This is a genomic window from Streptomyces sp. HSS9-12 (genome assembly GCF_054963655.1).
This window is the reverse complement of sequence record NZ_JBUEGC010000008.1, coordinates 105294-118935: the sequence shown is the minus strand read 5'-3', so window position 1 is coordinate 118935 and position 13642 is coordinate 105294. Positions and strand designations below refer to the sequence as shown.

At 68.3% G+C, this 13642-nt stretch carries 11 protein-coding genes; 4 read left to right on the top strand and 7 right to left on the bottom strand.

Translation table 11 applies throughout. The features are described from left to right. Window positions 1–28: 28 nt before the first annotated feature. On the top strand, window positions 29–997 hold the full coding sequence (locus tag ACY34J_RS06650) for a 2-hydroxyacid dehydrogenase (protein WP_462725707.1): 969 nt from the start codon (window positions 29–31) through the stop codon (window positions 995–997). Window positions 998–1351: 354 nt separating this feature from the next. Here ACY34J_RS06650 and ACY34J_RS06645 read toward each other — a convergent pair whose 3' ends face one another. The 3 genes from ACY34J_RS06645 to ACY34J_RS06635 form a co-directional block, all read right to left on the bottom strand. Beyond that, window positions 1352–1759, bottom strand: a complete 408-nt coding sequence (locus tag ACY34J_RS06645; protein WP_462725706.1) for a DUF779 domain-containing protein — start codon at window positions 1757–1759, stop codon at window positions 1352–1354. After that, window positions 1759–3276, bottom strand: coding sequence for an aldehyde dehydrogenase (gene adh / locus ACY34J_RS06640; RefSeq protein WP_462725705.1), 1518 nt, complete (start codon window positions 3274–3276; stop codon window positions 1759–1761). The genes ACY34J_RS06645 and adh overlap by 1 nt, the downstream gene beginning before the upstream one ends. A gap of 153 nt (window positions 3277–3429) precedes the next feature. Beyond that, window positions 3430–4485, bottom strand: coding sequence for a GAF domain-containing protein (locus tag ACY34J_RS06635; protein WP_462725704.1), 1056 nt, complete (start codon window positions 4483–4485; stop codon window positions 3430–3432). Between the two features lie 414 nt (window positions 4486–4899). Here ACY34J_RS06635 and ACY34J_RS06630 point away from each other — a divergent pair, with 414 nt between their 5' ends. The 3 genes from ACY34J_RS06630 to ACY34J_RS06620 are packed head-to-tail and all read left to right on the top strand — an operon-like array spanning window position 4900 to window position 8220. Continuing rightward, window positions 4900–6174: an iron-containing alcohol dehydrogenase gene (locus tag ACY34J_RS06630; protein WP_462725703.1), complete on the top strand. Its 1275-nt coding sequence runs from the start codon at window positions 4900–4902 to the stop codon at window positions 6172–6174. Between the two features lie 11 nt (window positions 6175–6185). Then, window positions 6186–7565 carry a MadS family sensor histidine kinase gene (locus ACY34J_RS06625; protein WP_462725702.1) on the top strand — a complete coding sequence of 460 codons (1380 nt, stop codon included), beginning with the start codon at window positions 6186–6188 and terminating at the stop codon, window positions 7563–7565. Further along, window positions 7555–8220: a MadR family response regulator transcription factor gene (locus ACY34J_RS06620; RefSeq protein ID WP_462725701.1), complete on the top strand. Its 666-nt coding sequence runs from the start codon at window positions 7555–7557 to the stop codon at window positions 8218–8220. The genes ACY34J_RS06625 and ACY34J_RS06620 overlap by 11 nt, the downstream gene beginning before the upstream one ends. A gap of 123 nt (window positions 8221–8343) precedes the next feature. On the opposite strand, the gene ACY34J_RS06615 is transcribed toward ACY34J_RS06620, so the two are convergent. The 4 genes from ACY34J_RS06615 to mdo form a co-directional block, all read right to left on the bottom strand. Next, window positions 8344–9330, bottom strand: a complete 987-nt coding sequence (locus ACY34J_RS06615) for a methyltransferase domain-containing protein (protein WP_462725700.1) — start codon at window positions 9328–9330, stop codon at window positions 8344–8346. A 34-nt stretch (window positions 9331–9364) separates the two neighbouring features. Further along, the gene (locus ACY34J_RS06610; protein ID WP_462725699.1) at window positions 9365–10900 is read right to left on the bottom strand and encodes a VWA domain-containing protein; all 1536 of its coding nucleotides are present in this window, start codon (window positions 10898–10900) and stop codon (window positions 9365–9367) included. Between the two features lie 11 nt (window positions 10901–10911). Beyond that, the gene (locus ACY34J_RS06605) at window positions 10912–12180 is read right to left on the bottom strand and encodes an AAA family ATPase (protein ID WP_462725698.1); all 1269 of its coding nucleotides are present in this window, start codon (window positions 12178–12180) and stop codon (window positions 10912–10914) included. A 64-nt stretch (window positions 12181–12244) separates the two neighbouring features. Beyond that, a complete protein-coding gene (gene mdo, locus ACY34J_RS06600) occupies window positions 12245–13537 on the bottom strand; it encodes an NDMA-dependent methanol dehydrogenase (protein WP_462725697.1) in 1293 nt (430 codons plus the stop codon). Window positions 13538–13642: the final 105 nt, after the last annotated feature.

Sequence of the window (13642 nt, the reverse complement as noted above, 5' to 3'; positions counted from 1 at the left end):
AAGGACTGGCGGAGGCGGAAGGTGTGTGATGAGCGAGCCCGTGATCGTCGTGACCAGGAGATGGCCCGGGGAAGTCGAGGAGGAACTGCGTAGCCGGTTCCCGTCGGTACGGCTGAACCGGCAGGACGAGCCCCTCGGGCCGGAGGGATTGCGCCGGGCGCTGAAGGAGGCCGACATCGTGCTGCCGACGGTGTCGGACCGGATGCCCGCTGAGTTGTTCCGGGGCGGAGTCCGTACGCGGTTCCTCGGCAACTTCGGCGTCGGCTACAACCACATCGACGTGGTCGCGGCGGCCGAAGCGGGGGTGGTGGTCACCAATACGCCCGGCGTGCTGACCGACGCCACCGCCGACACCGCCATGACCCTGCTGCTGATGGCCGCACGGCGCGCCGGCGAGGGGGAACGGGAGCTGCGGGCGGGGCGGTGGACCGGATGGCGCCCGACCCACATGATGGGTGCCGAGGTGACGGGAAAGACCCTGGGGATCCTTGGGATGGGTCGGATCGGTGCCGCGGTCGCCCGGCGGGCCCATTACGGGTTCGGCATGCGGGTGGTGTTCTACGACGCGCAGGAGCACCTTCCCGATCACGGCGTCGGCGAAGCGAAGCGGCTGGACACCATCGAGGAGGTCCTCGCCGCCGCCGACTTCGTCTCGCTGCACATGCCGGGCGGTGATGCCAACTACCACCTGATCAACGCCGCCCGCCTGCGCTGCATGAAACCCACCGCGATCCTGGTCAACGCCGCCCGCGGGGACGTCCTTGACCAGCAGGCGCTGATAACGGCGCTGCGGGAGGGGGTGATCGCGGGCGCTGCCCTCGACGTCTACGAGGGCGAGCCCGCGATTCCCAAGGAGCTGATCGCGCTGGAGAACGTCGTCCTTCTGCCCCACCTGGGCAGTGCGACGCTGGCCACCCGGACCGCGATGGGGATGCTGGTGCTGGAGAACCTTCAGGCATTCCTCGACGGCGAGGAACCGCCATGCCGCGTGAACTGACCGACTCCACTGCAAAGTCCGAAGCGGACTCCGTCGGTCCATGGCGGTCGGCCAGTTCACGAGCAGCTTCCTGAGCGGCCTGTTCGACACGACCGTCGTGCTTCGGACCGGAGGTGACGGCACCGCGACGTACGAACACGTCGCGGTGCCGTCACAGTGCCGTGTCCGGGCCGCATCAGCAGCCGCAGGCTGCGCAGTCCTGTTGGGGGGGGACGCCGTGGTGTCCGGCCCTGGGGAGGTATTCCACAAGGGAGAGTGGGCGCGGGGCCGGACGCCGTGGTGTCCGGCCCCGCTGTCACCACCGCCTGCGCCATCACGGTGGTCGTCGAGTGTCCGCTGCCCGCGCAGTACGGATCATTGTTCGGCCGCGTCGGCTCCTGTCGGCAGTGGAGGCTCGGCGCTGATGAGCTCCAGCTCCTCGTCCGTGAGCAACCGGGACCGGAGCAGGAAGCGCACACCCTTCGGCGCTTCCAGGGAGAATCCGCTGCCCCTGCCCGCGACCACGTCGACGGTGAGGTGGGTGTGCTGCCAGTACGCGTACTGGTCGGCGCTCATCCAGAACGGGGTGTCGCCGGCCAAGCGACCGAGCAGAACGTCCGAGGCGCCGACCCGGAAGTCGCCACGCGGATAGCACATGGGCGCGCTCCCGTCGCAGCACCCGCCGGACTGGTGGAACATCACCGGCCCGTGCTCTGCGGCCAGCCGTCGCACGAGGTCCTCGGCGGTCGCCGTGAGCTGGACACGTCTGGTGCGGGTGCTCATCAGAAGAATCCGAGCTTCTTCGCCGAGTAGCTGACCAGCAGGTTCTTGGTCTGCTGGTAGTGGTCGAGCATCATCTTGTGGGTCTCCCGCCCGATGCCGGACTTCTTGTAGCCGCCGAAGGCCGCGTGTGCCGGGTAGGCGTGGTAGCAGTTGGTCCACACGCGGCCGGCCTTGATCTCGCGACCGAGCCGGTAGGCGGTGTTGCCGTCACGGGTCCACACACCGGCGCCCAGGCCGTAGAGGGTGTCGTTGGCGATCTTCAGGGCCTCGTCGACCGAGTCGAAGGTGGTGACCGAGACCACCGGACCGAAGATTTCCTCCTGGAAGATCCGCATGTCGTTGGTGCCGCGGAAGATGGTGGGCTCGATGTAGTAGCCGCCCTCGAGGCCGGCCACGGTGCGCGGGTTGCCGCCGGCGAGGACCTCGGCGCCTTCCTTCTTGCCGATGTCGATGTAGGAGAGGATCTTCTCGTACTGGTCGTTGCTGGCCTGGGCGCCAACCATGGTGGCCGGGTCGAGCGGGTTGCCGCTGGTGATGGCCTTGGTGCGCTCGACGCAGCGGCTGATGAACTCGTCGTAGATCGAGGAGTGGACCAGTGCGCGGGAGGGACAGGTGCACACCTCGCCCTGGTTGAGGGCGAACATCACGAAGCCCTCGATGGCCTTGTCCAGGAAGTCGTCGTCGGCGGCCGCGACGTCCGGAAGGAAGATGTTCGGGCTCTTGCCGCCCAGCTCCAGGGTGACGGGGATGATGTTCTCGCTGGCGTACTGCATGATCAGCCGCCCGGTGGTGGTCTCGCCGGTGAAGGCCACCTTGGCGATGCGCGAACTGGACGCCAGCGGCTTGCCGGCCTCCACGCCGAATCCGTTGACGACGTTCAGCACGCCGGGCGGAAGCAGGTCGGCGATCAGCTCGACGACGAGCAGGAGGCTGACGGGGGTCTGCTCGGCGGGCTTGATGACCACGCAGTTGCCGGCGGCCAGCGCCGGGGCCAGCTTCCAGGCGGCCATCAGGATGGGGAAGTTCCACGGGATGATCTGGCCGACCACGCCGAGCGGCTCGTGGTAGTGGTACGCGACGGTGTCGGCGTCGATCTCGGCAATGCTGCCTTCCTGGGCGCGGACCACGCCGGCGAAGTAGCGGAAGTGGTCGATGGCCAGGGGAATGTCGGCGGCCAGTGTCTCGCGGACCGGCTTGCCGTTCTCCCATGTCTCGGCGACGGCGATCTTCTCGAGGTTCTCCTCGATCCGGTCGGCGATCTTGTTCAGGATGTTCGCCCGCTCGGTGGCCGAGGTCCGACCCCACTGACCGGCTGCGGCGTGGGCGGCGTCCAGGGCGAGTTCGATGTCGGCCGCCGTGGACCGGGCGACCTGGCAGAAGGCCTGTCCGGTCACCGGCGAGGTGTTGTCGAAGTACTGGCCCTCTACGGGGGCGGCCCAGTCGCCGCCGATGAAGTTGTCGTATCGCCGGGCGAAGCTGACGATGCTGCCCTCGGTTCCTGGCTGCGCGTACACCATTGCGGCTCTCCTCGGTGGATGCGAATGCTGTGACGCGACGGCTCAAGCCGTCGTGACCCAGGTCAACGTGGTCCGTCGAGGTTGGTGAAAGGTTGGCGCGCCCCGCTCCCGTGACTGCTGAGGGCTGTGGCACGCCGGACGACCAGGCCTTGCTCAGTCGCGCAGGGCGGTGTTCAGACGGCTGATCGCAATCGCGCGGCGAACGTCGACCGGGCCCAGAAGGCGCAGCGCGTGCTCGTGAATTTCCGCATCATACGGTGCGCGCTCGCCGTAGTGGATGGCGTGCTCCGGGTGGCTGCTGGCCAGTACGGCCTCCCGTATGGCGACCTCCAGGTGCTCGCGCCATTCCACGATTCTCGGCGCCTCCGACTGGGGCAACAGCGGGCCGCGGTAACGGCGAACGGCGGTTGTCGTGTCGCCGTTCCGCAACGCACGCAGTACGTCGACGGCATCGCAGGTGATCGGCGTGGTCAACGCGTACCTGCGGGTGGCGACACACCCCCCGAGGGCGCGCCGCAGATGCGACACTTCCGCTTTGAACGTTGAAGCCGTGACCGGTCGTTCGCCGTACAGTGCCTCGCGCAGCCGTTCCGGTGAGAAGCCTTCCGGTTCCAGCGCGAGCAGCGTCAGGATCTCCAGCTGGCGTGGCCGCAGACGCAGCGGCACGCCGTCGCGTACCGCCTCTTCGGTGCCGAGGCAGGTCAGCCGCAATTCGACCGGGTCCGCGTCCGACCTGTCGGGCAGGTCGGCGCGCAGCCGGGTTTCGATGGTGGACACCAGAGTGCGCACGGTGGACATGGCCAAGGGGTGCGAGCGGTCCCAGGTCGTGGAAAGGTCCAGTACACCCAGGATCCGTCCATTCGGGCCGTGGATAGGTGCGCAGTAGCAGACCCAGCCGTGCAGGGCCGCCACCAGGTGCTCGGCGGAGAACACGCTGCTGGGACGGCCGGTGCGCAACGCGAGGGACAGGGCGTTGGTGCCCATGGCCTCTTCGTCCCACCGTCCACCGGGCGCGAAGTTGACCTGTTCTGCCCGCCGCCGCATCGCTCTGTCGCCGCGTGTCCACAGGATCGTGCCGGACTCGTCGGTGATCGCGGTGATGAAGCCGGCGTCGTCGGCGATGCTGCGCAATTCGTCGGCGAGGTCGTCAATCGGTCGGCGCAGCGGTGAGCCGGACCAGCGATGGTGGACCGAGCCCCCGTCGGACACGGGGGCACTGTCCCGGCGCGGATCCACAGTGCTCAGGGAGCGGAGCCAGGACTCGGTCACCTCACGGCACAGGGTGCCACTGTCGGGTGATCGGCCGGTCGCTCTCAGCGCCGGCACCCAACGGGACCACTCATCCTCCAGCACAGCCCTTCGCTGCCGGAGGTCACCACGCACTGACATGGGCTTTCCCGACCTGGTTGTCGTTGAGCAGGGACAACCGTCAATCGTCTGCCAGGACGCGGCCAAGCGCACCTGACCGATTGGACAGGTCGGCCTGCCGGGAAGGACAGTGCCGTGCCCTGGCCCGTCCACCTAGGTTTTGTCCTCGGGTAACACCAGTATTATTACTGGCGGATGAAGCAGTGAAATCAACACCACGAGCAGATCGCAGACTTCACGGGCCCGGGAGGTCGCATGTCGCTACTGCCAGGCGCCGTGGTAACCAAAAGCAGTGAGCCGAGTGCTGACTGGAGTGGCGGCGAAGGCCACGGTGAGCTGGCGGGACCGCAGAAAGTCGACACCCGGGCTCTTCGCCAGCCAGCGTGCCTGGCCAAATTCCACGTGCCGGAGATCGTATTCGGCCCTGGCTCGCTGGCTGAGCTCGGTCACTGTGCGTTGCGGGTCGGCGGCCGACGACCGTTCCTCGTCACCGACCCCGGACTGATCGAGGCAGGCTGGGTGGATGAGGCGGTCGGTTACTTGCGCCTTGTCGGCCTGCGTCCTGTGGTGTGGCACGACATCACGCCCAATCCCAAGGGCCACGAGGTCGAAGCCGGTTTTCAGCGGTATGCGGAGAGCGGCAGCGACGTGATCATAGGGCTGGGCGGCGGTTCCTGTATCGATGCGGCCAAGGGCGTGGCGATCCTGGCCAGCAATGGCGGGCACATCCTCGACTACGAGGGCGTGGACCAGGTCGTGCAGCCCATCCCGCCCACCGTGATGGTGCCGTCCACCTCGGGCACCGGTGCCGACGTCTCCCAGTTCGCTGTCATCACCGACACGGCCGCGCACATCAAGATCAGTATTGTCAGCCGCACACTGGTGCCCGATATCTCGGTGATCGATCCACGCCTGCTCACCACCATGCCGGAGTGGCTGAACGCGGCCACCGGACTGGATGCGTTGACCCACGCGATCGAGGCGTTCGTCTCCCGGGCGCGCAACCCGCTGACAGACAACCACGCACTTCACGCCGTAAAGTTGATCATCGAAAACCTGGTGCACACCCAAGTGCGGCCGAAGGAGGTCAGCCCACGGCTTGCGATGGCACAAGGGTCGCTGGAGGCCGGCATGGCCTTCACCAACGCGATCCTCGGTGCGACGCACGCGATGAGCCATCAGGTCGGGGGCCTGCTGGATGCGCCGCACGGAGTGGTCAACGGCGTGCTGCTGCCGCACGTCATCCGCTTCAACGCCCAGGTCTGGCCGGAGCGGTTCGTTGCGTTGGGCGAAGCTGCCGGCATTCCGACCGCGGGCGTACCCAGCGAGGAAGTGGCCCTCGAACTCGCCGAGCTGGTTCGCGCATTGGCGGACGACGTCGGTGTCCCGAAGGGCCTGGGCAGCCTCGGGGTCGCAGAGGCTGATGTCCCCGGACTGGCGCGCACCGCGCTGAAGGACGCATGTATGGCCACCAATCCCCGGGATCTCGACGTGCAGGACGTCGCGACGCTGTTCCGCGAGGCCCTGTGAGACGATCCGAGATGAGTTCCCCTGGCCGAGACTCGCGAGCCGCCGCCGATCTGGGCGTGCTCACCGGCCTGCGTTCGGGGAAGCGGTCGTTCTACCCGGCCTACGTGCGCTCCACCGAACGGTTGGAGCGCACGGTGGAGGCACTCGACGGCATCTCCCGGGCCTTGGTTCGTACCGCGGAGGGTCCGCGTGCCCTGGTCGAGGCGGTGGTGCGGACGGCAGCCGAGCATCTGCACGCCCGCTGGCTGCTGCTGGCCGTGGCAGACGGCGCGTTGCGCGCAGCCCGACCGCGGTTCCTGCTGTTCGCCGACGACCTGTTCATCGACGACGAGACCAGACTGCCCGTTGAGGTACGTGAGCACCTGGACGTACTGCGCACCCGGCCGTGGGAGGTCGAGTCGTCGGTCGACGGAGACGGGTGTGTGCGAGCGCTTATGACCTTGGACGACGAGCCGGTCGGCGGGATCGCGGCCTGTCCCGGGGGCGCGCTGGAGGTGGCCGACACCGATCTGGCGATTCTGCGCGTGCTGGCCAACCAGGCTGCCGTGGCGCTGCACAACTCGTTCCTGTTTCACGCGGCCACCACGCTGCGTGGAAGGACCGAGGAGCTGTCCGAGGCGGCCGAGCGACAGGCCCGGGATCTGGCCGCGCGTAGCGCCGAGCTGGCCGAGACCCAGCAGCGGCTGCTCGAAGCGATGCAGAGGCAGGCATTGGACTACGAACGGCACCGGATCGCCCGCGAGTTGCACGACAGCGTCACCCAGTACGTGCTGAGCGCAGGGATGACCATCGAAGTGTGCCGGTCAGAGTTGGAGGCGCTGGGTGGGCAGGCCGGAGACATCGCCCAGCGGCTGACCTCGGCCAAGGACCTCAACCGGCAGGCCGTGGAGCGGCTACGCGCCGCGATCTACGCATTGCACCACACCTCGGAGGAGCCGCCAGGCCCACTGCCTGTGATGCTTGAGCGACTCTCCACGGTGCACCTGCCGACGGCCCTGGACGTACGGGTGCGGGTAGAGGGCAGCCCAGTGCCGCTCCCGCCACAGGCCGAACAGTCGATCCTGCGACTGACAGGGGAGGCTTTGTTCAACTCTGCCACGCACGGCAAAGCCGACCGAGCGCTGGTGCGGCTGCGATACCTGCCCGAGGCCGTGGTTTTGAGTGTGTCGGACGACGGCACCGGTGACCCGGCCCAACTGCGCCGCGCGCTGCAGCTGTCCCGGGCCACCGACCTGTCGGGACGCCACCGCGGGCTGGCGAACATGGTGGCCAGGGCGGAGGAGCTTGGCGGCGTCCTGTCCATCCACCGGTCGAGGATGGGTGGCATCCTGCTGCGGGTGGACATCCCGCTGCCGGTGGGCGTCGATCAGGAGGTGTCCGATGACCACTGAGCAGCAGACGACGGACCTCACCTCGCCCGTGCGTATCGTGCTGGTCGACGACCACGCGATCGTCCGGCACGGGCTGCGCTCGATCCTGGAGCGCGAGAGCGACCTGGAAGTCGTCGGTGAGGCGAGCACGGCTGACGAGGCGATGACGGTCACCGAGCGAACACGGCCGGCGATCGTGCTGTTGGACCTCAAGTTGTCCACGGGAGCCGATACCGAGGGTCTGAAGCTGTGCTCGACGCTCACGGAACGGCATCCGGGGCTGGCGGTGCTGGTGCTCACCACGTTCCTGGACGACTCCCTGGTGATGGAGGCGATCCACCACGGCGCGCGAGGTTACGTGGTCAAGGACGTGGACACCACCGAACTGCTGCGCTCGATCCGCGCGGTGGCTCGCAACGAGAGTGCCTTCGACTCGCGTTCGGCCGCCGCGATGGTGCGCTCGATGCGCGTTCAGCCCGAACAGCCCGCGTTCACCGCAAGGGAGTTGAAGGTGCTGGAACTGCTCGCCCACGGTCTGAGCAACCGGGTCATCGGCACCGAGCTGTACATCTCGGAGACCACGGTAAAGTTCCACGTTCGCAACATTATGCGCAAGCTGGACGCGAGCAGCCGGGCGGAAGTCGTCTACGAGGCCACCAAGCTGGGTGTGATCTGAGACGGAAAGCCGGGGCCGGTGACTGCCGGCCCCGGCTTTCCGTCAGGTCAGCCGCTTTGCGTCTCGCTGTTTCTTCTTCGGGATGGCGCAGGTCCAGGGACCGGGACCAAGAAGGGTCCGGGTTCAGTCGAGTTCGATGACGAGCCAGCCGCCGTGATACGAGGCGATGGAGAACCGGTGACCGGTACGGCCGCCCAGCGCGACGAGCTGATCGCGGTCGAAGCACCGTACGTGGCCGTAGGCCGCGGTCGGTTCGTCCTCGAAGGGCACGGCCACCACTACCCGCCGCCGGGCGAGCCGCAGAGCCTCCTGCACGACCGCGTCGCCGTGCGCAGGTTCCAGATGCTCCAGCACGTGGATGACCGTGACCGTGTCCACGGAGCTGTCCGGCAACGGCACCCGCGCCGCATCGCAGGCCAGCGTGTCCAGATGCAGGCCGCGTGCGCCGGCAACGGCGTCCAGGAGCCGCATGGTGCCGGGTGACAGGTCGGAGGCGATCACGGTGTTGAGCGGCCCTCCCCGGGCGTCGTCCGGTGGGGGCACCCCCGGTGAAGCCAAGGGGAGGAGCCCCATCTCGTTGCGCTCGGCGAGCATCAGGGGCAGGAAGCCGAAGCAGGAGCCCACGTCCAGCACCGTGCCGGGAGTCACCAGATCGAGGGTGCGGCGGTAGACGGGGGCGAATCCGGTGATCGAGGAGTGTGCCGCCGGCATGGGTGTCCGCCAGCACTCGCGGATCCGGGTCAGGGTGTTGTCGTAGAAGGTGGTCCAGGAGGCGAGGGCTCCATCCACGCAGGACCGCACCACCCCGGTGAAGACACGCTCGAAGATGTCCGGCCCCGACAGCCACCCGGGCGAGAACAGCTCTTCCGCGAGCAGTCCGGCCAGGTCGTTGTCCAGCTGGTCGAGGCGCAGCCAGTGGCCCACCTCCACCCGGCGGCCACGCCGGCGTAGACAGAAGTGGTCCGTCCGTACGATCGGGGCGGGGGCAGTGTCGCCGCCGGGTGGCTTCTCCCGAACGACGACGACCAGGTGATCCGTATACCGGCCGGGCGGGTTCGGCGCCAGCGGATCGATGCGGTGTGCCTCGAGCCCGAGGCTGGGAACTCTCATGACGCCGGCTCCGTGCGGTGGCGGGTGACAGTGCTCATCGTCCGGTCGCCTTCGCTGACATCCGATGGGCGGTGTGCTGCAGCCCGGCGAGGTCGGAGACCACATGGACCCGGTCGCAGAACTCCGCGTAGTGCGGTAGGTCGCAGGCGCCCAGCACCCACGAGTACCGGGGTTCCGGGGTCAGCCAGACGGTCTGTCTCACCCTGCGGCTGACCTCCTCGAACACAGCGGTCTTGGGGTCGTTGCCGTTGCCGCGGCCGTCGCCCAGTACCAGCAGCGTGGTCCGCCGGCCCAGGGCCGGGCTGTGCTCGGACAACAACAGCTCGAAGGTCCTGCCGTAGTCCGAGTTCGCGTCGGTGTCGAGCAGGCCGCCGGCCGGCAGCCCGTCGAAGACCAGCCCGAGTGCCCGCTCCAGAGGGTGCTCCACGAACAGTTCGGTGATCTCCATGGGCTCGTCGACGAAGGCGAAGGAGCGGACCTGGCCGAACAGGGACTGCAGGCCGTGCACCAGGTGCAGCGTGAAACGGGCGGTGGCGCGCACCGACAGCGAGACATCCACCAGGACCACCAGGCGTGGTCTGTCCTCCGCCCGGGTGACGGTGACCGGCCGGAACGGCACTCCGTCGTAGCGCATGTTCCTGCGCATGGTGCGGCCCGGGTGGACACGGCCGCGCGGTGTGGTGCGCTTGCGACTGGTCAACGCACCGTGCAGGGACCGGCCCACCCGGCGCAGCGCTTCCTCCAGCTGGTTCCGCTCGTCCTCGTCGACCGTTTCCGCCGGGGCACGCTCGACGACACGGGCGGACTCCACGGCCACCGACTGCAGTTCGGCCAGGCGGTCGAGATGGCGCTTCAGCAGCTCGGGCAAGTTCTCGATGACACCGGCCAGCTGCCGGCGCAGCGCGGACACCTCCGCATCGTCGAGCTCCTCGGAGGTGTCCGCGAGCCAGCCGAGCAGGGCGTCCTGCTGGGCGACGGTCAGTTCGGTGCCGATCCGGTGGCCGGTCTGCGCTGCGAGCTGCCCCGGGACCCCCGCGCCGTGCAGCCGCTCGGTCTCCAGCTGGACGGCCGGGGCGCTGCCCCGGCCGACGGCGCTGCCGTCCTTGGACAGAACGATCTCGTCGGTCATGGAAGCCAGATCGATCTTGTTGGCCTCCTGGTGCAGGTTGTACTGCTGGGCCAGGTCCTGTTGGTCGAAGAAGTCCCGGATGTCGGCCGGTTTGCCGTGGCTGTGTCCCTGCTGCGGGGTCTGCGACGGCTCTTCGGAGACGGCGAACGACTCCAGCTCCCCGGTGTCGCCGAGGTCGTCGTGCTCGTGGCTGTGGCCATGGCCGTCGGATGTCCCGTCCACCGGGCGCAGCGAGAAGAACGCGGTGAACAGGTCGTCGAACAGCGCGTCGTCACGCCGGTCCTTGACCAGCGTCATGCGCAACGCCTCGCGGAGCGTGTCCCGGTCGGTGAGGACACCCGGCTGGGCCGCCCCGCGCATCGCGTCCATGGCCTCGGACACGGACACCCGCATCCCGAACAGGCGCAGCAGGCGCACGAATCGGTGCAGGCTGCTCTCCACCCCGCCACCTCCTATTCGGACCTCGGCCGTCGAGAGACGGCTGCGAAGGCGCGGGCGCCCTGGCCGCTGCCGGTGGTGGGGCGCCGGGTCGGGCCGGGGCCGGGGGCGCCGTAGTAGCCGTCGTCGTGCCGGCCCTGTTCGTCCATGGCCGCTCGCACCGCCCGCCCGTCGGGTTCGTCGGCGGGCGCGTCCCGGTGCACGTGGCCCGGTCCGTGGCTGTGTCCGGGGCCGTGGCTGTGTCCCGGTCCGTGGCTGTGTCCCGGTCCGTGCTGGTGCCCGCCGGACTGCCCGTGGTGATGCCCGTGCCCATGGCCCGGCCCGGGAAGTACGCGGTTGGGGTCGACGAGGCGGGGCAGGACTTCCAGCGCACGGTTCATGTCGCGCTCGTACTTGAGAACGACGTTCGCCGTCTCGGCAAGCACCGCCGGGTCGAGCTCCTGGACGCCGAGCACGGCGAGGGTGCGGGCCCAGTCGATGGTCTCGGAGATGCTGGGGCTCTTGCGCAGCGGCAGCTCGCGCAGTCCGCGCACCACTTCCACCAGGCGGCGGGCAGCGGCCTCGGACAGCCCGGTGTCCTTGGAGCGCAGGATCTCCAACTCCCGCTCGGCGTCCGGGTAGTCCAGAAACAGGTGCAGGCAGCGACGCTTGAGCGCGGCGGACAGGTCGCGGGTGTTGTTGGAGGTCAGTACCACGTACGGCGGGATCTTCGCCGTATATGTGCCGATCTCCGGCACCGAGACCTGGTACTCGGCCAGGCACTCCAGCAGGACCGCTTCCAGGGCCTCGTCGGCGCGGTCGACCTCGTCGATCAGCAGCACCGCGGGCTGCTCGCCGCGGATCGCGTCCAGCAGCGGGCGCGGTGCGAGGAAGCGGTCGGAGAAGAACACGCTGTCCTGCTCACCGATGCGGTGCACTGCGTCTGCCAGGTCGGCTGCGTCGGCGGTGATGTCCCCGATCTTGTTTCGCAGCATCTGGGTGTACAGCAGCTGCTTGCCGTAGTCCCACTCGTAGAGCGCCTTGCTCTCGTCCTGGCCCTCGTAGCACTGCAGGCGCAGCAGTCGGCGGCCGGTGGCCGCGGCGAGGGTCTTGGCCAGTTCGGTCTTTCCGACGCCGGCAGGGCCTTCCAGCAGGACCGGCTTGTTCAGTCGGGACAACAGGAACACGGTGGTGGCGAGGCGGCGGTCGGCGATGTAGCCATGAGCGCTGAACCGCTCGATGACGTCGCCGACCGATCCGAACTCCTGCGGTGGCATGTCGTGGTGGTGAGATGCGTCGAGCACGGGTCCTCCGTCCGGGGGCACGGGGTGGGGACGACAAAGCCGTCCCCACCCGCGCGGATGTCGCTCAGCTGAGCAGGTCGTCCAAGTCGCCGGTCATGCAGTGCTCGACGACGGGCCGGACGGTGTCGAAAGTGCACTCCTTGGCGTTGCCCGGGGTGCAGGCGTCACCAAGGACGTGGTTGGTGATCCGGTCGACGTCGGCGGCATCACCCTTGATCACCGATGCCTGCTCGTAGAACTTCGTCGGGCCCCGGCCGAGCCGGTTCTTCGAGTAGCTGTCCTGCGTGACGTCGGTGAACTTCTCCGGGATGCCGACGTCGCGCAGCAGCCGGATGCCCGCCTCCAGAGCCGCCTCGGCGGCCTGGACCTTGGTCATCCCGTGCGTGTCGACGCCCATCGCCTCGGCGATGTCGGCGAACCGCTCGTAGTTCGCCGGCATGTTGAACGCCCACACCCGGGGCAGCGCGATGGCGTTGTTGAGGCCGTGGTGGGTGTCGTAGAAGGCACTGACCGCGTGGGAGATGGAGTGGATGATGCCCAGGCCACCGGAGTTGAACGCCTGCGCGGCGATGTACTGGGCGTACATCATGCCCTCGCGGCCGGCCAGGTCCTGGCCGTTCCACACGGCCTGCCTCAGGTGCTGCGCGGTCAGCCGGATGGCGTGCAGCGAGTTGCCCAGCGATGGCTGGAAGTTCAGCCGCGAGACGTATGGCTCCGAGGCGTGCGCGAGCACGTCGAAGCCGCACTGCGCGGTGTAGTCCAGGGGGCAGTCGTAGTAGAGCGTCGGGTCGTCGATGGCGAGCGATGCCACGGAGGCGTCGTCGAAGGCGACGTACTTGTGCGGGTTGTCGGGGTCGGTGGTGGTGTCGGTGATGACGTACGCCCAAGAGGTCTCCGAGCCGGTGCCGGCCGTGGTGGAAACCGCGATGTGCGGGGGGTTCTTCGGGTTCTCCGACTTGTTGAACCCTTCGAAGTCATTGACGCTCCGGCCGTCGTGAGCCACCGAGATCCGCGCGCCCTTGCACGCGTCGTGCGAGGACCCACCGCCGATCGACACGAACGAGTCGCACTTGTTCTCCTGGTACAGCGCCACGGCGTCCATGACGTTGTAGTCCTTGGGGTTCGACTCGACCTTGTCGTACACGACGACCTCGAGACCGTGGTACTTCATCGACTCGACGATCTTGTGCACGGTGTCGCTGCCGCGCAGTCCCGTCGTCATCACCAGGGTGCGACGGAAGCCGAGCTTCTTGGCCTCCGGGCCGATGAGCTCGTGGGCACCGGGGCCCATGAGGGCCCGGGGGAACGGGTGGAATTCCTTGATCGGGAAGGGCTTGAGAAGTTCGTCGACCTGCATGACCGAATCTGTCCTCTCCGCGCGGTGATCCGCGCCTACTGCGACGACCGCTCCCTTGCCGGTGACGCACGGTCCCGGGGGTGCAGGAACGCGCCGGAAGCTGGT